The sequence below is a fragment of the Amycolatopsis sp. A133 genome, assembly GCF_031082405.1.
Lineage (GTDB): Bacteria > Actinomycetota > Actinomycetes > Mycobacteriales > Pseudonocardiaceae > Amycolatopsis.
The window spans coordinates 36,396-55,809 of the sequence record NZ_JAVHJU010000064.1 but is presented as its reverse complement, the minus strand read 5'-3'; the positions used below and the strand labels follow the sequence as shown (position 1 = coordinate 55,809).

At 70.9% G+C, this 19,414-nt stretch carries 18 protein-coding genes; 10 read left to right on the top strand and 8 right to left on the bottom strand.

Features of this window, described 5'->3' with window-relative positions; all coding sequences use genetic code 11:
* Window positions 1–49: 49 nt before the first annotated feature.
* Window positions 50–1,213 carry a lactate 2-monooxygenase gene (locus Q5425_RS38465; RefSeq protein WP_308677339.1) on the bottom strand — a complete coding sequence of 388 codons (1,164 nt, stop codon included), beginning with the start codon at window positions 1,211–1,213 and terminating at the stop codon, window positions 50–52.
* Window positions 1,214–1,322: 109 nt separating this feature from the next.
* On the opposite strand from Q5425_RS38465, the gene Q5425_RS38460 reads away from it, so the two are divergent.
* Window positions 1,323–2,483, top strand: coding sequence for a saccharopine dehydrogenase NADP-binding domain-containing protein (locus Q5425_RS38460; RefSeq protein ID WP_308677338.1), 1,161 nt, complete (start codon window positions 1,323–1,325; stop codon window positions 2,481–2,483).
* On the opposite strand, the gene Q5425_RS38455 is transcribed toward Q5425_RS38460, so the two are convergent.
* Window positions 2,470–3,930 (bottom strand): NAD(P)/FAD-dependent oxidoreductase, encoded by a 1,461-nt coding sequence (locus Q5425_RS38455; protein ID WP_308677337.1) that lies wholly within the window; start codon window positions 3,928–3,930, stop codon window positions 2,470–2,472. The genes Q5425_RS38460 and Q5425_RS38455 overlap by 14 nt on opposite strands.
* Before the next feature lie 66 nt (window positions 3,931–3,996).
* Here Q5425_RS38455 and Q5425_RS38450 point away from each other — a divergent pair, with 66 nt between their 5' ends.
* Together Q5425_RS38450 and Q5425_RS38445 are read left to right on the top strand one after the other, a co-directional pair.
* A complete protein-coding gene (locus Q5425_RS38450; RefSeq protein WP_308677336.1) occupies window positions 3,997–4,587 on the top strand; it encodes a TetR/AcrR family transcriptional regulator in 591 nt (196 codons plus the stop codon).
* Between the two features lie 174 nt (window positions 4,588–4,761).
* A complete protein-coding gene (locus tag Q5425_RS38445) occupies window positions 4,762–5,601 on the top strand; it encodes a chitosanase (RefSeq protein ID WP_308677334.1) in 840 nt (279 codons plus the stop codon).
* A 6-nt stretch (window positions 5,602–5,607) separates the two neighbouring features.
* Here Q5425_RS38445 and Q5425_RS38440 read toward each other — a convergent pair whose 3' ends face one another.
* The 3 genes from Q5425_RS38440 to Q5425_RS38430 are packed head-to-tail and all read right to left on the bottom strand — an operon-like array spanning window position 5,608 to window position 7,757.
* Window positions 5,608–6,594, bottom strand: coding sequence for a PHP domain-containing protein (locus Q5425_RS38440; RefSeq protein ID WP_308677333.1), 987 nt, complete (start codon window positions 6,592–6,594; stop codon window positions 5,608–5,610).
* A 9-nt stretch (window positions 6,595–6,603) separates the two neighbouring features.
* Window positions 6,604–7,107 carry a YfcE family phosphodiesterase gene (locus Q5425_RS38435; RefSeq protein WP_308677332.1) on the bottom strand — a complete coding sequence of 168 codons (504 nt, stop codon included), beginning with the start codon at window positions 7,105–7,107 and terminating at the stop codon, window positions 6,604–6,606.
* Window positions 7,104–7,757 (bottom strand): GntR family transcriptional regulator, encoded by a 654-nt coding sequence (locus Q5425_RS38430; RefSeq protein WP_308677331.1) that lies wholly within the window; start codon window positions 7,755–7,757, stop codon window positions 7,104–7,106. Before Q5425_RS38430 ends, Q5425_RS38435 begins: the two co-directional genes overlap by 4 nt.
* Window positions 7,758–7,831: 74 nt before the next feature.
* On the opposite strand from Q5425_RS38430, the gene araD reads away from it, so the two are divergent.
* From araD to Q5425_RS38415, 3 genes are all read left to right on the top strand, one after another.
* Window positions 7,832–9,544, top strand: coding sequence for an L-arabinonate dehydratase (gene araD / locus Q5425_RS38425; protein ID WP_308677330.1), 1,713 nt, complete (start codon window positions 7,832–7,834; stop codon window positions 9,542–9,544).
* Window positions 9,545–9,674: 130 nt separating this feature from the next.
* Window positions 9,675–11,459 (top strand): VanW family protein, encoded by a 1,785-nt coding sequence (locus Q5425_RS38420; protein WP_308677329.1) that lies wholly within the window; start codon window positions 9,675–9,677, stop codon window positions 11,457–11,459.
* Window positions 11,460–11,510: 51 nt separating this feature from the next.
* Window positions 11,511–12,710 carry an MFS transporter gene (locus Q5425_RS38415; RefSeq protein WP_308677328.1) on the top strand — a complete coding sequence of 400 codons (1,200 nt, stop codon included), beginning with the start codon at window positions 11,511–11,513 and terminating at the stop codon, window positions 12,708–12,710.
* A gap of 29 nt (window positions 12,711–12,739) precedes the next feature.
* On the opposite strand, the gene Q5425_RS38410 is transcribed toward Q5425_RS38415, so the two are convergent.
* Window positions 12,740–13,081 carry a hypothetical protein gene (locus tag Q5425_RS38410; RefSeq protein ID WP_308677327.1) on the bottom strand — a complete coding sequence of 114 codons (342 nt, stop codon included), beginning with the start codon at window positions 13,079–13,081 and terminating at the stop codon, window positions 12,740–12,742.
* 210 nt (window positions 13,082–13,291) lie between these two features.
* Here Q5425_RS38410 and Q5425_RS38405 point away from each other — a divergent pair, with 210 nt between their 5' ends.
* Complete coding sequence (locus Q5425_RS38405) at window positions 13,292–14,566, top strand: diguanylate cyclase (protein WP_308677326.1); 1,275 nt, start codon at window positions 13,292–13,294, stop codon at window positions 14,564–14,566.
* 70 nt (window positions 14,567–14,636) lie between these two features.
* Window positions 14,637–15,053 (top strand): hypothetical protein, encoded by a 417-nt coding sequence (locus Q5425_RS38400; protein WP_308677325.1) that lies wholly within the window; start codon window positions 14,637–14,639, stop codon window positions 15,051–15,053.
* A 210-nt stretch (window positions 15,054–15,263) separates the two neighbouring features.
* Here the strand turns inward: Q5425_RS38400 and Q5425_RS38395 are convergent, their stop codons facing one another.
* Window positions 15,264–16,616, bottom strand: coding sequence for a TrpB-like pyridoxal phosphate-dependent enzyme (locus Q5425_RS38395; protein WP_308677324.1), 1,353 nt, complete (start codon window positions 16,614–16,616; stop codon window positions 15,264–15,266).
* A gap of 77 nt (window positions 16,617–16,693) precedes the next feature.
* Here Q5425_RS38395 and Q5425_RS38390 point away from each other — a divergent pair, with 77 nt between their 5' ends.
* A complete protein-coding gene (locus tag Q5425_RS38390) occupies window positions 16,694–17,359 on the top strand; it encodes a dienelactone hydrolase family protein (protein ID WP_396135347.1) in 666 nt (221 codons plus the stop codon).
* A 22-nt stretch (window positions 17,360–17,381) separates the two neighbouring features.
* On the opposite strand, the gene Q5425_RS38385 is transcribed toward Q5425_RS38390, so the two are convergent.
* On the bottom strand, window positions 17,382–17,948 hold the full coding sequence (locus Q5425_RS38385) for a CGNR zinc finger domain-containing protein (protein WP_308677322.1): 567 nt from the start codon (window positions 17,946–17,948) through the stop codon (window positions 17,382–17,384).
* Window positions 17,949–18,030: 82 nt separating this feature from the next.
* Between Q5425_RS38385 and Q5425_RS38380 the strand changes: the two genes are divergently transcribed.
* Window positions 18,031–19,191: an alpha/beta fold hydrolase gene (locus Q5425_RS38380; RefSeq protein ID WP_308677321.1), complete on the top strand. Its 1,161-nt coding sequence runs from the start codon at window positions 18,031–18,033 to the stop codon at window positions 19,189–19,191.
* Window positions 19,192–19,414: the final 223 nt, after the last annotated feature.

The following is a 19,414-nucleotide window of genomic DNA, read 5'->3' as shown; positions in this document are numbered from 1 at the left end:
CGGGGCTGCTCCCCCCCCCCCCGCCACATTGGGGCGCTTGGGCGGGCCGTTACGTGCGCTGGAGCGAATCCGGGCCCAGGTCGGCGAGCGTGCGGTGGCCGGACAGGCCCATGGTCAGGTCGAAGTCCGCCAGCAGGCTGCGCAGGACGTGCCGGACGCCGTCCTCGCCCGCGTGGGCCAGTCCGTACACCCAGGGGCGGCCGACCAGGACCGCCCGCGCGCCCAGTGCGATCGCCTTGAGCACGTCCGCGCCGGTGCGGATGCCCGAGTCGAACAGCACCTCCACGCGGTCGCCGACCGCCGCGACGATGCCCGGGAGGGCCTCCAGCGCGCCGATCGCGCCGTCGACCTGGCGGCCGCCGTGGTTCGACACCACGATGCCGTCCATCCCCGCCTCGGCCGCGCGGCGCGCGTCGGCGACGTGCTGGATGCCCTTGAGCACGATCGGGCCGTCCCAGTGCTCGCGCAGGAACGGCAGCTGGTCCCACGTCCGGTCGGTGCCGGTGAGCATGCCGATCCAGCGCAGGATCGCCATGTTCAGGTCCTCTTCCGGGGTCTTCTCCAGCAGCCCGCGGAACACCGGGTCGGTGAACGGGACCGCGCACCCCTCGCCCTTCAGGAACGGCAGGTACGCCTGGTCCAGATCGGACGGTCGCCAGGCCAGCGTCCACGTGTCGAGCGTGACGACCAGCGCCGTGTAGCCGGCCTGCTTCGCCCGCGTCAGCAGGCTCGCGCAGACGTCGTTGTCACCGGGCCAGTACAGCTGGAACCAGCGCGGGCCGTCGCCGTTGGCCGCGGCGACGTCCTCGATGCCCGTCGACGACGCCGTGGACAGGATGAACGGCAGCCCGACCGAGGCGGCGGCGCGGGCCGTCGCGGACTCGGCGTCCGGGTGGACGATCGACTGGACGCCGACCGGCGCGACGGCGACCGGGGCGGACAGCCGGGTGCCGAGCACCGTCGTGGCCAGGTCGCGGTCGGTGGCGCCGGTCAGCATCCGCGGCACGACGCGCCAGCGGTCGAACGCCTCGCGGTTCGCACGCGCGGTCGCACCCGAGCCCGCCGCGCCCGCGACGTAGGAGAACGGCCCGGGTGCCATGACCTCGCGGGCCGACGCCTCGAGCTTCGTCGCGTCGGTCGAGCACGGGGGCAGCTGACCACCGAGTCCCTGCAGGTAGATCTCGTTCTGGTAGCTGCCGAAGCGTTCGGTCACGGTTGCCTCCTCGCGTTCGAGGGGGCACTGTACCCGCCGGTACTTTCACCCGGCACCGGGAAGTGACCGCCGGGTAACCTGAGCCCGCCGACCTCCCGGAGGAGAAGACATGCGCGCCTACGACGTGGTCCTGTTCGGCGCCACCGGGTTCACCGGCGGCCTGACCGCCGGGTACCTGGCCCGCCACGCACCCTCCGGCCTGCGCTGGGCGCTGGCCGGGCGCAACCGCGGCAAGCTCGAGGCCGTCCGGGCGCGGCTGGCGGAGATCGACGACCGGTTCGGCTCGCTCGACCTGCTCGTCGCCGACTCCGGCGATCCGGCGTCGCTGCGGGCCGTCGCGGAGGCCGCCAAGGTGGTGATCACGACCGTCGGCCCGTACCTGGCGCACGGCGAGCCGCTGGTGGCCGCGTGCGCGGCCGCGGGCACCGACTACGTCGACCTGACCGGCGAACCCGAGTTCGTCGACCGGATGTACCTGGCGCACGACCGGCGCGCCCGCGAGACCGGGGCGCGGCTGGTCCACGCGTGCGGGTTCGACTCGATCCCGCACGACCTCGGCGCCTGGTTCACCGTGCAGCAGCTGCCCGAAGGCGTGCCGCTGAAGGTCGACGGCTACGTGCGGGCCGGCGGGATGCCCTCGGGCGGCACGTTCCTGAGCGCGCTGACCATCATGTCCCGGCTGCCGGCCGGGGCCCGGGTGGCCCGCGAGCGGGCGGCCGCCGAGCCCCGGCCCGCCGGCCGCTCCACGCACGCCCCGCTCGGCCGCCCGCACCGGCTCGCCGGCCCGGGCTGGTGGGCGGTGCCGCTGCCGACGATCGACGCGCAGGTCGTCCGCCGCTCGGCGGCCGCGTCCGAGCGATACGGGCCGGACTTCACCTACCGGCACTTCGCCGCCGTGAAACACCTGCCGGTGCTGGCCGGCGGGGTGGCCGGGGCCGGTGCCCTGTTCGCCGCGGCCCAGGTCCCGCCGGCCCGGCGGGCGCTGTCCCGGCTGCTCGCACCGGGCAGCGGACCGAGCCCCCAGCGGCGCGCGAGGTCGTGGTTCTCGGTGCGGTTCGTCGGCGAGGGCGGCGGCTCACGGGTGGTGACGGAGGTGTCCGGCGGCGACCCGGGCTACGACGAGACGGCCAAGATGCTCGCGGAGTCGGCGTTGTGCCTGGCCACCGACGAGCTCCCGGAAACGGCGGGCCAGGTGACCACGGCGACCGCGATGGGCGGCGCGCTCGTGGACCGGCTCACCAAGGCGGGGATCGGCTTCAGGACGTTGTGACCTCGTAGTCGGCTTCGCGGAACTCGCCCACCTGCGCCCGGAGCCGTCCGGTGGAGAACGGCCAGCTGAAGCTGTTGCGGCCGTTGACGTCGGTGTAGTAGCTGGAGCAGCCGCCGGACTGGTAGACCGTGCCCGGCAGCGCCGCTTGGACGTCGGCGTTGAACGCCGCTTGCGCTTCCGGGCGGACCGCCAGCGACGTCCGCTCCGAGCGCAGCGTCCGGGTCACCGCCGCCACCGTGTGCCGCAGCTGCGCCTCGACGATCGTGAACGCCGACGAGTGCCCGGTGCCGAGGCTGGGGCCGAGCAGCAGGTAGAGGTTCGGGAACCCGGCCACGGTCGTCCCGGCGTACGCCTGGGGGCTGCCCTTCCAGTGGTCGTCGAGGCTGCGGCCACCGGCGTCGAACACCCGCGCCGACACCGGCATGTCGAGGATGTGGAAGCCGGTGCCGAAGATGATCGCGTCGACCTCGGCGGCCGAGCCGTCCGCGCCCAGCACGCGCGAGCCCGCCACCGCCCGCACCGCCGTACCGTGGACGTCCACAGTGGACTCCGTCAGGGCGCGGTAGTAGGTGTTTGACATGAGCAGGCGCTTGCACCCGAGTGTGTAGTCCGGGGTGAGCTTCCTGCGCAGCACGGGATCCCGCACGGACCGGCGGAGGTGGGCGAGCCCGATCTTCTGCACCTGCCGCAGCAGCCAAGGGTGCCGGAAGCCGAACCCGAGCGTCTCCAGCAAGCCGTATTCGGCGGCGCGCAGGGCCCGCTGCAGCACCGGGAACCGGCGCAGGAGTAAGCGTTCGACCGCCGGCACCGGGTGATCCGGCTTCGGCAGGACCCACTGCGCGGTGCGCTGGAACAGGTGCAGCCGCTCCACGCGGGGCACGATCTCCGGGACGAACTGGACCGCGGACGCGCCGGTGCCGATCACCGCGACGCGTTTGCCCGTCAGGTCGTAGCCGTGGTTCCAGCGCGCGGAGTGGAACACCTCGCCGGGGAAACCGTCGAGCCCCGGCAGGTCCGGGATCAGCGGTTCGTGCCAGGGGCCGGTGCCGGCGACCAGGATCCGCGCGCTGTAGGGCCCCCGGGACGTCTCCAGCTCCCAACGCGCGTCGCGGTCGTTCCACTGGGCGCGCGTCACCTCGACGCCGTACCGGATCTTCCCGGTGACACCGAACCGCGCGGCCGTGTCCCGCAGGTACGCCCGGATCTCGGCCTGGCCGGCGAAGGCGCGCGTCCACTCCGGATTGGGGGCGAACGAGTACGAGTACAGCGCGGACGGGACGTCGCAGGCGCAGCCGGGATAGGTGTTGTCGCGCCAGGTCCCGCCGAGCGCGTCGGCCTTCTCCAGCACGGCGAGATCGCCGGCCCCGGCTCGGGAAAGGCGGATGGCGGCGCCCAGCCCGGACGCCCCGGCACCGACGACGAGGACCGCGAAGTGACGTTGTTCCATTTTCGGAGACTAGCAGTATCCAAAAACCACCGGTACCCCGATTCCGTGGCTCGCTAGAGTGCCCGCATGGCCCGACTCACCCGCGCGGAAAGCCAGGCGCGCACCCGCGAGCAGCTGATCGAGACCGCCAAGCTGCTCTTCCTCCGCGACGGCTACTCGGTGACGTCGCTGGAGAAGGTCGCCGACGAGGCCGGGTACTCGAAGGGCGCGGTGTACTCGAACTTCCGCAGCAAGGACGAGCTCTGCCTCACGGTGCTCGACCGGATCCACGACGAGCAGGTCGCCCTGGTCGCCGAGGCGCTGGCCGGCGCCGAGGGGGTGGAGGGGCTGCTGGCGGCGTTCCAGACCTGGGCCGAGCGCAGCATCGGCGACGAGGCGTGGACGGCACTGGAGGTCGAGTTCGCCACGAACGCCCGGCGCGACCCGCACGTGCGTGCCGAGCTGGCGGCGCGGGACAAGGCCATCCGCGACACCATCGCCGGCCTGCTCGGCGCCTATGCGGAGCGGTTCGGGATCACGCTCCCGATGTCGGCCGACGACGCCGCGACGGCGCTGCTCAGCCTGGGCATCGGGCTCGGTGTCCAGCGCGCGATCGACCCGACGATCCCGGTGAGCGTGCTGCCCGACGTCATCCGCCTCTTCGCCGGGGGCCGGTGACCGTCCTTTACGGACAGCGCGCAGTGGTCTGGACCGTTCACGAACATGAACAAAATCCGCCTCTTGTGGAGCTCGCTGACTCTTCGCTACCGTGTCGCTACGCCGCAGCTCCACCCGCATCACCCGTAGCCGCCGTGCTCCGACGGCGCATCCCGCGGAAAGGGTCCCCTCCCCATGAGCAAGAAGTTGCGGCCGGTTCTCATCGGCACGCTCGGCGCCGCCTCCGTCGCGGCCCTCGTGATCACCACGCCCGCGTTCTCCGCGGCCGCCCCGGCGCCGGTGGCCGGCGCGTCGGTCCTCGCCGCCGGCGACCTTTCGGCGCCGGCCAAGAAGGAAATCGCGATGAAGCTGGTCTCCAGCGCGGAGAACTCCTCGCTGGACTGGAAGGCGCAGTACAAGTACATCGAGGACATCGGCGACGGCCGCGGCTACACCGCGGGCATCATCGGCTTCTGCTCCGGCACCGGCGACATGCTCGAACTGGTCGAGGCGTACACGGATGCCGTGCCGGGCAACCCGCTGGCGAAGTACCTCCCGGCGCTGCGCAAGGTGAACGGCACGGACTCCCACGCCGGCCTCGGCTCGGCGTTCGAAAGCGCGTGGAAGCAGGCCGCGGCCACCACGGCGTTCCAGACGGCGCAGAACAACGAGCGCGACCGCGTCTACTTCAACCCGTCGGTGAACCAGGGTAAGTCGGACGGCCTGAGCACGCTCGGCCAGTTCATCTACTACGACGCGATCGTGATGCACGGCCCCGGCGAGAGCTCCGACAGCTTCGGCGGCATCCGCAAAACGGCGATGAAGAAGGCGAAAACCCCGGCCCAGGGCGGCAACGAGACGACGTACCTGAAGGCGTTCCTCGACGCCCGCAAGGTGATCATGAAGCAGGAGGACGCGCACTCCGACACTTCGCGCGTGGACACCGCGCAGCTGAAGTTCCTCAACGAAGGCAACTTCGACCTGCACACCCCGCTGAAGTGGAAGGTCTACGGGGACTCGTACACGATCAACTGAGCCGGGCTAACGGGTCAGGAGCGCATCCGCCGTGCGGGTGTTGAGGATGCGCTCCGGCCCGATCCCCGCTTTGATCGCCCGCTCGCAGCCGAACCCCTGCCAGTCCAGCTGACCCGGTGCGTGCGCGTCGCTGTCGATGGCGAAGTCGCAGCCGATTTCCGCCGCCAGCCGCAGCAGCCGCATCGGCGGGTCGAGCCGCTCCGGGCGGGAATTGATCTCCACCGCGACGCCGTTCTCGCGGCACGCCGTGAACACCGCTTCCGCGTCGAACTCCGACTCCGGCCGGCCCCGGCCGACCACCAGCCGTCCGGTGCAGTGGCCCAGCACCCGCACGTGCGGGTTGCGCACCGCCGCCACCATCCGGCGCGTCATGTCGCGGGACGGCATCCGCAGCTTCGAGTGCACGCTCGCCACCACGAAGTCCAGCTGCCCCAGCAGTTCCTCTTCCTGGTCGAGGGAACCGTCGTCGAGGATGTCGACCTCGATCCCCTGCAGCAGGCGGAACGGCGCCATCAGTTCGTTGGCCTTCGCCACGATCTGCATCTGCGTCCGGAGCCGGTCCGGGGACAACCCGTTCGCGACGGTCAGCCGCGGCGAGTGGTCGGTCAGCACCATCCACTCGTGACCGAGGTCGCGGCCCGCGACGGCCATCTCCCCGATCGAGCTGCCGCCGTCCGACCAGTCCGAGTGCGTGTGGCAGTCGCCCCGCAGCGCCGAACGCAGCGGCTCACCGTCCGGCAGCTCCTTCTCGACGATCTTCGACCGGTACGCCGGATCGCGGCCGGCCAGCGCGTCCTCGATGACGCCGGCGGTGGCCTTCCCGATCCCGGGCAACGACGTCAGCGTGCCGTTCTCCGCCATCTTGGCCAGCTGCTCGGCGCCGGTCTTGTCGACGGTCGCGGCCGCGTTGCGGAACGCCCGCACGCGGTAGGTCGGTTCCCCCGCGCGTTCGAGCTGGAACGCGATCTCCCGCAACGCCCATGCCGGATCCATGGGACCTGTCTACCCCCTCCGGGGCAGTTGGTGCAGCTCGACGTCCACCAGGGCACCGCCTTCGATGCGGCAGGTCTGGTAGGTGCAGTACGGCTGACGGCGGCGATCGGTCGGCGAACCCGGGTTGAGCAGCCGCATCCCGGCCGGGGTCACCGTTTCCCACGGGATGTGGCTGTGCCCGAAGACCAGCACGTCGGTGTCCGGGAACCGCGCGTCGCACCGCTGCTCGCGGCCCTGCTTGGCGCCCGTCTCGTGGATCACGGCCAGGCGCACGCCGCCGAGCTCCGCCCGCGCGATCTCCGGCAGCCGGGCCCGCAGCACCGGCCCGTCGTTGTTGCCGTACACGCCGATGAGCCGCTTGCTGCGCTCTTCCAGCTCGTCCAGCAGGGCGACGTCGATCCAGTCCCCCGCGTGCACGACGACGTCCGCGGCCGCGACCTCGTCCCACACCTGCGGCGGCAGCACGCGGGCACGGGCCGGCAGGTGGGTGTCCGAAATCAGCAGCAGCCTCATCCGATGGCCTTGAGGACCCGTTCCAGGAACCCGCCGATGTGGTCGCGCAGCAGCGCGGCCGCGCCTTCGGCGTCCCCCTTCTTCGCCGCGGCCAGCACCGCCCGGTGCTCGGTCCACTCCTTCTTCCAGCTGGGGTTGGCCTCCCAGCCGACGACGCTGATCAGCGCCGCGCGGTCCTTCAGGTCGTCGAGGATGCTGACCAGCAGCGGGTTGCCGCAGCCGCGGTAGAGGGCGCGGTGGAACCGGCGGTTCAGCAGGCTCAGCGCGGCCTGGTCCTTGTCCGCGATGGCCGTCGACGCCTCCTTCAGCGCCTCGGCCGCGTCTTCCAGCAGCTCGGGGTCGCGCTGCCCGACGGTCCGCCGGACGGCTTCGGGCTCGAGCACCATCCGCACGTCGTAGACGGACTTCGCGAGCTCGGCGTCGACCTTGACGACGGAAGCGCCCTTGTACGGGCTGAACGTGACCAGACCGGAGTTGGACAGCACCTTCAGCGCTTCGCGCACCGGCGTCTTCGACACCCCGAGCCGCGCGGCCAGCTCGGCCTCGACCAGCGGTTGACCGGGGACCAGTTCCCGGGTCAGGATGCCGCGGCGGATCTCCTCCAGGACCACTTCGGTCCGGGAGGCGGGCAGGCTGAAGGTCCCGGTCATCGTGCGCTCCTCGCTCGGTGAGCCCCATTCAACCAGGCCCGGCAGATCATATATCAGATGCCATACTGAGCCGCATGAAAGCACCCGAGGAACTCCGCAGCCACCGGTGGTTCGGCGGCGACGAACTGCGCAACTTCAGCCACCGCGCCCGCAGCCGTCAGCTCGGCTACAACCCGGAAGAGCACCTCGGCAAGCCGGTCATCGGCATCCTCAACACCTGGTCGGACATCAACCCCTGCCACATGCACCTGCGCGAACGCGCCGAGCAGGTCAAGCGGGGCGTCTGGCAGGCCGGCGGCTTCCCGCTGGAGTTCCCCGTCGCCACGCTGTCGGAGACCTACCAGAAGCCGACCCCCATGCTCTACCGCAACCTGCTGGCCATGGAGACCGAGGAGATCCTCCGGTCCTACCCGATCGACGGCGCCGTCCTCATGGGCGGTTGCGACAAGACGACGCCGGCGCTGCTGATGGGCGCGGCCAGCGCCGGTCTGCCCGCCATCTTCGTCCCGGCCGGCCCGATGCTGCGCGGGCACTGGCGCAACGAGGTCCTCGGCAGCGGCACCGACATGTGGAAGTACTGGGACGACAAGCGCGCCGGGCTGATCGGCGACGCCGAAATGTCCGAACTGGAGCGCGGGCTCGCCCGCTCCCCGGGGCACTGCATGACGATGGGGACGGCGTCGACCATGACCTCGGCCGCCGAGGTGCTCGGCGTGACCCTGCCGGGCGCCGCGTCGATCCCCGCCGTCGACTCGGCGCACCACCGGATGGCCGCGGCCAGCGGCGCGCGGATCGTCGGCATGGTCTGGGAAGACCTCACCATCACGCAGGTCCTCGACAAACGCGCCTACGCCGACGCGATCACCACCGTGCTCGCGCTCGGCGGCTCGACCAACGCCGTGATCCACCTGATCGCGATGGCCGGCCGCAGCGGGATCCCGCTTTCGCTGGCCGACTTCGACGCCATTGCGCGCCGAGTGCCCGTGCTGGCTAACGTCCGGCCCGGCGGCGACTGGCTGATGGAGGACTTCTACTACGCCGGCGGCCTGCCCGGCCTGCTGTCGCGGCTGACCGACCTGCTGCACCCCGACCGCCTCACCGTCACCGGCCGCACCCTCGGTGAGAACCTCGCGCAGGCGAGCGTGCACAACAACGACGTCATCCGGCCGCGGGACAACCCGGTCGCCGCCGAGGGCGGGGTCGCCGTGCTGCACGGGAACCTGGCGCCGTCGGGGGCGGTCATCAAGCACATCGCGGCCGAGGAGCACCTGCTGACGCACACCGGCCCGGCCGTGGTGTTCGAGAACTACCCCGATCTCAAGAAGCGGATCGACGACCCGTCGATCACCGCGGACTCGGTGCTGGTGCTGCGCGGGTCCGGCCCGCTCGGCGGCCCCGGCATGCCGGAATACGGGATGCTGCCGATCCCGGCGCACCTGCTCGAACAGGGGGTCCGGGACATGGTCCGGATCTCCGACGCGCGGATGAGCGGGACCAGCTACGGCGCCTGCGTCCTGCACGTGGCCCCGGAGTCGCACGTCGGCGGCCCGCTCGCCCTGGTCCGCGACGGCGACCTGATCACTTTGGACGTCCCTTCGCGGGTCCTGCGGCTCGAGGTGTCCGATGAGGAACTGGCGCGCCGGCGTGCCGGGTGGACGGCGCCGGCACCCCGCTTCGAACGCGGTTACGGCGCGCTCTACAGCGAACACATCACGCAGGCCGACGAAGGCTGTGACTTCGACTTTCTGGCCCGCGCCGGGCAGAATCCGGAACCCGACGCGCGCTGAGGTTGCCTCCATTCACCGATCCGTGACCGGTTCATCCCCCGTTAGGGCGAGTCGTACGGCTTGTCCAGGTGCCCCGTACGCTTGTTCCCGTCACCGGCGCGACCCGGTGCCGCGTTGAAGGGGTGGAGAGTTGCCGTACGAACCGCGCTGGCCCGACTCACACGGTGAGCAGACCGACGTCCTGCCGGCCGTCCGGCCCGAGCCGCACCCGGACGCCGCCCGTCCGAAACGCTCCTTCCGCAAAGCCGGCTTCATCGCGGGCGGGGTGTTCGGGCTGCTCGTCGCGGTCTACGGCGTCGACCTGCTGATCAGCCAGGGCAGCGTCCCGCGCGGGGTGACCGTGGCCGGCGTCGACGTCGGCGGGATGGGCCGCGAGGCCGCCGAGCAGGAACTGCGCGGGCAGATCGAGCCGCGGCTCACGCGCCCGCTCGCCGTCACCGCGGGCGACGTCCAGAGCACGCTGTCGCCGACGCTCGCCGGGCTGAGGCTCGACTGGCCGCAGACCCTCGACCAGGCCGGCGAGCAGCCGCTGAACCCCTTCACGCGCCTGTCGTCGCTGTTCTCCAGCCGCGAGGTCGGCGTCGTCAGCCACGCCGACGACGCCAAGCTCACCGCCGCGCTCGAGGCGCTGCGCGGCAAGGTCGACCGCGACCCGGTCGAAGGCACCGTGAAGTTCGACGGCGCCGAGCCGGTCGCCGTGCCGCCGAAGGCCGGGCAGAAGCTCGACGTGGCGGGCGCGACCGCCGCCGTCGTCGAGAAGTGGGCGAGCGGGGGAACCCTGGCGCTGCCGGTGACCGGCACGCCGGTCCGCACCACCCCCGAAGGCGTCCAGGCCGCGCTCGACCAGTTCGCGCGCCCCGCCGTCTCCGGCCCGCTGGTGGTCAAGGGCGAGGGCAAGGACGCCACCGTGAAGCCGGAGGCGATCGCCGCGGCGATCAGCTTCGAACCGGCCGACGGCGGCGGGCTGACGCCGAAGATCGACAACAAGAAGATCGCCGAAGCCGCCGGGCCGCAGCTGAAGTCCACCGAAAAGGAGGGCAAGGACGCGACCGTCGTCTTCGAGGGCGGCAAGCCCGCGGTCGACCCCTCCACCGACGGCCGGACCATCGACTGGGGCCCCAGCCTCAAGCCACTGCCCGACGTGCTGAAGAAGACCGAGGGCCGCGAGGTCCCGGCGATCTACAAGGACAGCCCGGCGAAGATCACCACCGAGCAGGCGAACCAGCTGGGCGTCAAGGAGGTCGTCGGCGAGTTCACGACCCAGAAGTTCGCGGCCGACTCCGGGGTGAACATCCGCGTCGTCGCCCAGAAGGTGAACGGCGCCATCGTCAAGCCCGGGGAAACCTTCAGCCTCAACGGCTTCACCGGTCCGCGCGGCACGGCCCAGGGCTACGTCGAGGCGGGCGTGATCAAGGACGGCGCTCCCGGGCGCGAGGTCGGCGGCGGCATCTCGCAGTTCGCGACCACGCTCTACAACGCGGCGTACTTCGCGGGCCTGAAGGACGCGGGGCACAAGGAGCACAGCTACTACATCAGCCGCTACCCCGCCGCGCGCGAAGCGACGGTGTTCCAGAACCCCAACGGCTCCAGCGTCATCGACCTCAAGTTCACCAACGACTCGCCGACCGGCATCGCGATCCAGACGATCTGGACGCCGTCGTCGATCACCGTGAAGCTGTGGGGCACCAAGCGCTACACCGTCGAGTCGATCGAAGGCGCCCAGACCAACCAGAGCGACCCGCCGACCAAGCCGGGCCCGGCGGAGAACTGCCACGCCTCGAACGGCGCCCAGGGGTTCACCACCAGCAACACCCGCGTGCTCAAGGACGTCGCCACCGGGCGCGAGGTCAGCCGGTCGACCCGGACCGTCCACTACAACCCGCAGCCGAAAATCGTCTGCGGCGAAGGCCAGTGACCTCCTAACGGCCGTTCACGCTGGGCGTTCGCGGCGGTACCCTGAGCGCCCATGACGGCACGACCGGCGGGGTTCCGGGACGTTCTCGGCGTGACCGAGTTCCGGGCGCTGTTCTCCGCCCAGCTGGTCTCGGTCACCGGTGACCAGCTGGCCCGGGTCGCGCTGTCGATCCTGGTTTACGACCGCACGAACTCGCCGGGCTGGGCCGCGCTGACCTACGCGCTGACGTTCCTGCCCGACCTCGTCGGCGGGCCATTGCTGTCCGGGCTGGCCGACCGGCACCCGCCGCGGACGGTGATGATCGCCGCCGACGTCCTGCGCGCGGTCGCGGTGACCGCGATGGCCGCGCCCGGCCTGCCGCTGCCGGTGGTGGCGGCCCTGCTGGTCGGGGTCCAGCTGTTCAACCCCGTGTGGAACTCCGCGCGGGCGGCCCTGCTGCCGCAGGTGCTGCCCGGCGAGACGTTCGTGCCGGGGATGGGCCTGCTGATGATGCTCGTGCAGGCGGGCCAGGTCGCCGGCTTCGCGCTCGGCGGGCTGCTCGTGGCGGCCCTCGGCACCGCCGGCGCCCTGCTCGCCGACGCGGCGAGCTTCGCGGTGTCGGCGGTGTTCCTGGTCGCCGGCGTGCGGTCGCGGCCACCGCGGGCCGAGCCGGGGGTCCGGTGGTGGCGGCACGTGCGGGCGGGCTGGACGGTGGTCGTCGGCGACCGGCGCCGGCTGGCACTGGTCGCGCTCGGCTGCGTCTCCGGGATCTACATCGCGGGCGAAGCCATCGCCGCGCCGTACGCCGCCGAGCTCGGCGGGGGCGCGGTGGTGGTCGGCCTGCTGCTCGGGGCGTACGCGCTGGGGAGCGTGCTCGGCATGGCGGTGCTGTCGCGGATCCCGCCCGCGCGGCGGGGCCGGTTGCTGGGGCCGCTCGCGGTGCTGGCGTGCGCGGCGCTGCTGGGCTGCGCCCTGCAACCGGACCTGGCGGCCACTTTGGCGCTGTTCACGCTGTCCGGGGTGGCCAGTTCGTACAACTTGATCGCGAACACGACGTTCGTGCAGCTGACGCCGGACGCCCAGCGCGCCCAGGCGTTCGGCTTCGCGCTGACGGCGCTGCGGGTGTCGCAGGGCCTGGGGGTGGTGCTGGCCGGACTGGCCGCCGAACGGGCGGCCCCGCACACCGTGGTCGCCGGCGCGGGGGCGATCGGCGTGGTGGCGGCGCTCGGCGCGGCCCGGCTGTGGCGGCGGGCCCAACCGGACCCCCGGTGACCGGCGCGTGGCCGGTCACCGGGCACTGGTCAGGACCGCGTCCAGTCGGTGGGGAGCCGGCGCGGGGTCCAGTCGGTCGGCAGTTCGCGCGGGGTCCAGTCGGTGGGCAGCTCCCGCGGGGTCCAGTCGGTCGGGCACTCGGGCAGTGGTGCGGCGACGCCGGAGCGGGCCCAATCGGTCGGCAGCTCGCGCACGGTCCAGTCGGTGGGCAGTTCGCGGGCGGTCCAGTCCGTCGGCAGCTGCCGCGGGGTCCAGTCGGTCGGGATCGCGCGGGTCCAGTCGGTGGGGAGCTGCCGGGTCCAGTCGGTCGGCCGCTGCGCGCGGCGGCGGCGGGACGGGACGATGTTGCTGTTGGGCAGGAAGTGCGACATGATCTCTCCTGTTTTGTGAGGGGTGATGCACGGTGCGTGACCGAACCGTAGCCTGACCGGCCTAGTGACACACCGCGTTCATTCGATTACAGTGACGATTTCCGCGCAGGGTATCCATCCTGAGCAGAAGGGCGTTTCGTGGGATTGTCCGGGTCCCAAGGGCGAAAGCCCAGCTCAGAACGTCCACGATCAGGTATCCGAACGTGGGCGATGTGGAAGCTGGGCACTCCGGTGCTCGGCTACGTCCTCGTCGTCGACGCGCTGGCGCTGACCGTGGTCGCCGCCACGGCCGCACTGGTGCCGGTCACGGCCCAGTCGCTGTTGTGGTGCGGGCTGATCCTGGCCGGCGAAGTCGTGCACCTCGAAGCGGCGCAACGCATCGAGCGGATCCGCGAGCTGGCTGCCGACGGCCGCCCGCACATGCACCTGCAGTCGATCTGGATCTTCGCCGGGCTCCTTCTCCTGCCGCCGCCCCTGGCCGCCGTGGTCATCGTTGTCAGCTACGCCCATTCGTGGGTCCGCGTCTACAAACGACGCGGTGTGATTCACCGGAAAGTGTTCTCCGGCGCCACGGTGATCCTCGCCTGTGCCGCCGCGGGCGCCGTGCTTTCGGTGGGCACCGGGCACGTGGCGCCGTACGTGCCCTACCTGGACGGTTTCGGCGGGATGAGCGCGCTGCTCGTGTCCGGGATCGTCTACTTCGGCCTGAACTACGTGCTCGTGATCTTCGCGATCCTGATGAGCAACCCGGGCAAGCCGCCGCGGCAGGCGTTCGGCAACCCGTCCGACGTGCTGATCGTGCTGGCCGCGGTCGGCGTCGGCTGCGGCATCGCACTGGTGATGACGGTCCGGCCGTGGCTGCTGCCGGTGCTCATGGTGACGCCGGTGGCGCTCCACATCGGCCTGCTGCTCCCCCAGTTCCAGGCGGCCGCGCGCACGGATTCCAAGACCGCGCTGCTCGCCCCGGAGTTCTGGGTCCAGCTGGCCCACAACGAACTCGCTCGCGCGGCCGAGCTGTCCTCGACGGCGGGCGTGCTCATGATCGACATCGACCACTTCAAGGCCATCGACGACGGCAACGGTCACCTGGCGGGCGACGAGGTGCTGCGCGCGGTCGCGGCGGCGATCCAGCAATCGGTCCGCGGCGGCGACTACGTCGGCCGCTTCGGCGGCGACGAGTTCGTGGTCCTGCTCCCGGGCACGACCACCACGGAGATCGTTTCGGTCGCGGACCGCATCCGGACGGCGATCGCCCGGCTCGAGGTGCCGGTCCCGGTGATCCGCCCGGGCAAGCCCGAGGTGATCCGCGGACTGACGGCCTCGATCGGCGCAGCGGTGTACCCGGAAACGGCCACGGAGTACACAATCCTCCTGCAGGCAGCGGACGACGCGGTGTTCGAAGCCAAGGCCGGCGGCCGCGACCGCGTGATCCTGGCGACCGCCCGCTCGGAGCTGATCCGCCCGGAGATCCCGGACGTGCTCTGACCGGCTTCAGCTCCAGCGCGGTGATTTGAGCGTTGTGCCGGCGAAGGAATCACCTCGTAGGCTTGCCGTCATGACATGGTGGGCCGCAGTCTTGGGCTTTGTCGGTGCGTTGGCAGGCAGTTGGGGCGGGCAACTGATCGCCTCACGTCGTGAAGACCGGCGTTGGGACCGAGAACGTGATCGCGAGGAAGTTCGGTGGCAGCGCGAGCGAAACCGACTCGATGACCAGAGGAGACACGAGTTCCAGCTCGATTGGCGCGAGCGCAAGCTGGCTGCCTTCGGGGACTTCCTCGCCGGTCTCGACCAAGCGTTGTCAGCAGCGATGCACGCACGTGAAACGGCATTGGAAAAGATCGGCTTCGTCTATGTCTACGGGCCAAAAGAGCTTACGCACGATGAGATAGTCGAAAATCTGAAATCCGGCAGTGCCAGGATGTCTGGGGAGTCCGGGGAGCTCTTGAGCCTCTCGCTGAAGATCGGGATTTGACGACAGCGGAATCTGCAATTACTTGTATGGCCTCCAGGGCGGCTTCTGGGACGGAGGCGACACTGCCGAAGTTCAGGAACTCAGGGCAAACCTGACCGCCCCAAGGTGGCCTTGGTTGCTCCATCCATGCCCCCGCCACCACCCTCAACGGAGACGCTGCGCGCCGCAGTGCTGACTCAACGCACCCAAGGCCACCTTGGAACGCTCAGGTCAGGGCAAGGTCGCCAAGGACTCCTCGAGGGTGGCCGCGGACAGTTCGTTGTCCACCATGTCCCCGGCCAGGTAGGCGCCGTACGCGGGCAGGTCGAGGTGGGCGTGGCCGCACAACGCCGTGAGGATCACCTTTTCCTCCCCACTTTCCTTGCACCGCAACGCTTCCTGGATGCACGCCGCGAGCGCGTGCGTCGGCTCCGGGGCCGGGATGATGCCTTCGGACCGCGCGAACCGCACGCCCGCCGAGAAGCACTCCTGCTGCCCGATGGCGATCGCCTCGATCAGGCCGAGTTCGTAGATGTGCGAGATGAGCGGCGACATCCCGTGGTAGCGCAGGCCGCCCGCGTGGATCGGGTCCGGGATGAACTCGTGGCCGAGCGTGTGCATCTTCAGCAGCGGGGTCAGCCCCGCCGTGTCGCCGAAGTCGTAGGCGTACTTGCCGCGCGTCAGCGACGGGCACGCCGCCGGCTCGACCGCGCGGATCACCGGGTCCATCCGGCCAGCCAGCTTCTCCCGCAGGAACGGGAAGGCGAGCCCGCCGAAGTTCGAACCGCCGCCGGTGCAGCCGACCAGGACGTCCGGGGTGTCGCCGGCCAATTCGAATTGCTTCAGCGCCTCCTCGCCGATGACCGTCTGGTGCAGCAGCACGTGGTTGAGCACGCTGCCCAGCGCGTACCGCGCATCCGGGTCCTGCGCGGCCTGCTCGACGGCCTCGCTGATCGCGATGCCGAGGCTGCCGGTGGAGTCGGGGTGCTGCTTGAGGATCGCCCGGCCGGACTCGGTCAGCTCGGATGGGCTCGGGTGGACGGTCGCGCCGAACGTCTCCATCATCAGCTTGCGGTAGGGCTTCTGGTCGTAGGACGCCCGCACCTGCCAGACCTCGCACTCGAGGCCGTACTGGGCGCACGCGAAGGCGAGCGCGCTGCCCCACTGGCCGGCGCCGGTCTCGGTGGTCAGCCGCGTGACGCCTTCCGCCGCGTTGTAGAACGCCTGCGGCACGGCGGTGTTCGGCTTGTGGGAACCGACCGGGCTGACGCCCTCGTATTTGTAGTAGATCCGCGCCGGGGTGCCCAGCGCCTTCTCCAGCCGTCGCGCGCGGAACAGCGGCGACGGGCGCCAGAGCCGGTAGACCTCCCGGACCTCCTCCGGGATGTCGACATAGCGATCCGTCGTCACTTCCTGGGCGATGAGCGCCTGCGGGAACAGCGGAGCGAGGTCGTCCGGGCCGACCGGCTCGCGGGTGCCGGGGTGCAGCGGCGGTGGCGGCGGCTCGGGCAGGTCGGGGATGACGTTGTACCACTGGGTGGGGAGATCGGCTTCGTCCAGGACGTATTTGGTCTGCTCAGCCATCACGCCTCCTTGGTCGGCACCCCAACTTAGGCCGCACCCGGCCCCGGAACCAGTACGGTGATCGGGTGACGAACGCGATGCCGGCCGACCTCCCGACGTGGCTCCCACCGTCCGGCCGCGGGCCGGGCCTGGTGCTGATCCAGGAGATCTTCGGCCTGGACGACTACCTGCGCTCGGTCGCCGCGGACCTGGCGGCGGCGGGCTACGTGGTGGCGATCCCGGAGCTGTTCCGGCGCACGGCCCCGGGCTGGTCGTCGACGCACGACGAAGCGGGGGTCGCGGCCTCGATGGAGGTGGCGGCCTCGTTCGACCCGGCGCTGGGGCTTTCGGACGTCCTGGCCACGGTGGCCCACCTCCGCGCCCTGCCGTCGGTGACGGGCGGTGTCGGCGTTCTGGGTTTCTGCCTGGGCGGATCCCTGGCGTTCGCGGCGGCGGCCGAAGGCGACCCCGACGTGGCGGTGTCGTTCTACGGCTCGACGGTCGCGGAGCAGATCGGGAACCTTTCCCGGATCGAGTGCCCGATCCAGTTCCACTTCGGCGGGCAGGACCCGTTCATCCCGCGGTCGGACGTGGCCGTGGTGGAGTCTGCCGTCGCTTCGCACCCGGGGGCGGAGATCCACGTGCAGGAGGAAGCCGGGCACGCGTTCCACAACAACGTGGCCCCGATGTTCCACCACCCGCAGGCCGCGGCGCGGGCTTGGGAACTGACGATGGCGTTCCTGCGGCGGAACCTCCCGGCCTGAGCCGGCACCGCCGCCCTGCCCGCTAGGTCGCGGCTTTGCGGTGGCTGGCGTTGAAGCGTGCCTTCTTCTGGCGATTCCCGCACGTGTTCATGTCACACCACCGGCGGGTGCGGCTCTGGCTGGTGTCGAAGAAAGCGGCTTGGCACGTGGGTGACGCGCACAAAGCCAGTTTTCCGTCGCGTTCGCCCGAGATGATGCTGATCGCGTCCGCGGCGATCACGCCCAGGGCGTCTTCTACGCACGACGCCGAACTGAGCTGCCATCGCCGTTGCCCATCGGGTGTCAGGACCGCCGCGGCGCGACCCTGAGCGCTGCGGGCATTGATGACCCGGATCGCCGACGCCGGAAGCGGGTCTTGGATCGCGGCCGCTGTCGCGGCGGCGTGGATCGATTCCCGCAGCTCCCGGGCGAGTTCGAGCTGGGCGCCCGTGCAGGACGCCACGGCGAGGCCGTTCACCCCCAGCCAGTCGACGAGCCGTTGCGGCGTGGGAATGCGCTCCACCGCGTCGCCACGACGCTCCGACAGCGTCCCCGTGAAGCTGGTCGCCAGCACATTGCCCAGCCGGAAGTCCGGGAACCCAGCAGGCATGGAACCACCTTAGCAGGTTGCTCGTCGGCCTCGGGCCGTGTTAGAACCGTCTTAGCCGGTTCTCCGCGGACCAGGAGGTCTCATGGATCACCCCACCAGCGACGTGCAAGCATTCGAAGCCCACGCAAGCGAAGCCGACCTCGACGATCTGCGCGCGCGGCTGGCCGCGGTGCGGCCGCCGGAAGCCGAGACGGTCCACGGCCCGCCCCGCTGGGATCAGGGCGTTCCGCTCGCCGACCTCGTCGAGCTCGTGGACCACTGGCGCACCGGGTACGACTGGCGGTCGTTCGAAGCGCGCCTCGACCGGCTCGGCCAGTTCCACACGACCATCGATGGCCTGGGCATCCACTTCCTGCACCGCCGATCCGCGCGCGCCGATGCCACGCCGTTGCTCCTGACGCACGGCTGGCCGGGCAGCATCGCCGAGTTCACCGACGTGCTGGACGGGCTCGCCGACCCGGAAGACGCGGCCGCGCCGGCGTTCCACGTAGTGGCCCCGTCGTTGCCGGGCTTCGGTTACAGCGACAAGCCGGCCACCACCGGGTGGGGAACGGAAAAGATCGCGGCCGCTTGGGTCGAGCTGATGGATCGGCTCGGCTACCGCGAATTCGCCGCCCACGGCGGCGACTGGGGAGGCGTGATCACCACGATCCTCGGCGGCCGGTTCCCGGAACACGTCCTCGGCATCCACACCACGACCCCGCAGGCACCGCCCGGGCTCTCGACGGACGGGCTGACCGCGGCCGAGCGCACCTGGACCGAGGAAACCCGCGATTTCTGGCGCAACCGCGCGGCGTACGCGAAGCAGCAGGCAACCCGGCCGCAAACCATCGGCTACTCGCTCGTCGACTCACCGGCCGGGCTCCTCGCCTGGATCCTCGACAAGTTCGCCGAGTGGACCGACACCGAAGACAGCCCGTTCGAGACGATTCCCCGAGACCGCATCCTCGACGACGTCACCCTGTACTGGCTGACGCGCACCGGAGCATCGGCCGCCCGCATCTACCACGAAAGCCACAACTCGCTCGACCCCGAACTCCGCGTCGACGTCCCGTCGGCCCTCACGGTGTATCCCCGCGACATCGAGAAGTGCCCGCGCGCCTGGGCACAACAGCGATTCCGGCAGATCGTCCGGTGGCGGACGCCCGAAACCGGAGGGCATTTCCCGTCGCTGGAGGTACCCGGTTATTTCGTCGAGGACCTGCAAGAGGGCTTGGCTGCGGCACTGGCCGCTCGCCGGTGAATTCTTGACAATAACTGGACAAAAAACTCCTTCTCCATTCGGCGGAACCTCGTCAACGCGATCGGGCTACCATCTTTGGCTGAGCCTGCTCAGGACTCGCGCCCGAAACGCAGCAGCCCTGACGAGAGCGGAGCTGGGAGGAGCCGCAGATGTCTCGGAAAATCAGGTCCCTTAAGATGCCATCCGCCACCGGTCGGCGCTGACATGACCGAAGAACCGGTAG

Bases quoted from the DNA above. Each gene is read 5' to 3' on its own strand.
- Q5425_RS38460 (WP_308677338.1), top strand. From the start codon at position 1,323: ATGCGCGCCTACGACGTGGTCCTGTTCGGCGCCACCGGGTTCACCGGC.
- Q5425_RS38440 (WP_308677333.1), bottom strand. From the start codon at position 6,594: ATGGATCCGGCATGGGCGTTGCGGGAGATCGCGTTCCAGCTCGAACGC.
- Q5425_RS38385 (WP_308677322.1), bottom strand. From the start codon at position 17,948: ATGCCTGCTGGGTTCCCGGACTTCCGGCTGGGCAATGTGCTGGCGACC.
- Q5425_RS38380 (WP_308677321.1), top strand. From the start codon at position 18,031: ATGGATCACCCCACCAGCGACGTGCAAGCATTCGAAGCCCACGCAAGC.
- Q5425_RS38400 (WP_308677325.1), top strand. From the start codon at position 14,637: ATGACATGGTGGGCCGCAGTCTTGGGCTTTGTCGGTGCGTTGGCAGGC.
- Q5425_RS38415 (WP_308677328.1), top strand. From the start codon at position 11,511: ATGACGGCACGACCGGCGGGGTTCCGGGACGTTCTCGGCGTGACCGAG.
- Q5425_RS38390 (WP_396135347.1), top strand. From the start codon at position 16,694: ATGCCGGCCGACCTCCCGACGTGGCTCCCACCGTCCGGCCGCGGGCCG.
- Q5425_RS38430 (WP_308677331.1), bottom strand. From the start codon at position 7,757: ATGACCGGGACCTTCAGCCTGCCCGCCTCCCGGACCGAAGTGGTCCTG.
- Q5425_RS38445 (WP_308677334.1), top strand. From the start codon at position 4,762: ATGAGCAAGAAGTTGCGGCCGGTTCTCATCGGCACGCTCGGCGCCGCC.
- Q5425_RS38410 (WP_308677327.1), bottom strand. From the start codon at position 13,081: ATGTCGCACTTCCTGCCCAACAGCAACATCGTCCCGTCCCGCCGCCGC.
- Q5425_RS38395 (WP_308677324.1), bottom strand. From the start codon at position 16,616: ATGGCTGAGCAGACCAAATACGTCCTGGACGAAGCCGATCTCCCCACC.
- Q5425_RS38405 (WP_308677326.1), top strand. From the start codon at position 13,292: ATGTGGAAGCTGGGCACTCCGGTGCTCGGCTACGTCCTCGTCGTCGAC.
- Q5425_RS38450 (WP_308677336.1), top strand. From the start codon at position 3,997: ATGGCCCGACTCACCCGCGCGGAAAGCCAGGCGCGCACCCGCGAGCAG.
- araD (WP_308677330.1), top strand. From the start codon at position 7,832: ATGAAAGCACCCGAGGAACTCCGCAGCCACCGGTGGTTCGGCGGCGAC.
- Q5425_RS38455 (WP_308677337.1), bottom strand. From the start codon at position 3,930: ATGGAACAACGTCACTTCGCGGTCCTCGTCGTCGGTGCCGGGGCGTCC.
- Q5425_RS38435 (WP_308677332.1), bottom strand. From the start codon at position 7,107: ATGAGGCTGCTGCTGATTTCGGACACCCACCTGCCGGCCCGTGCCCGC.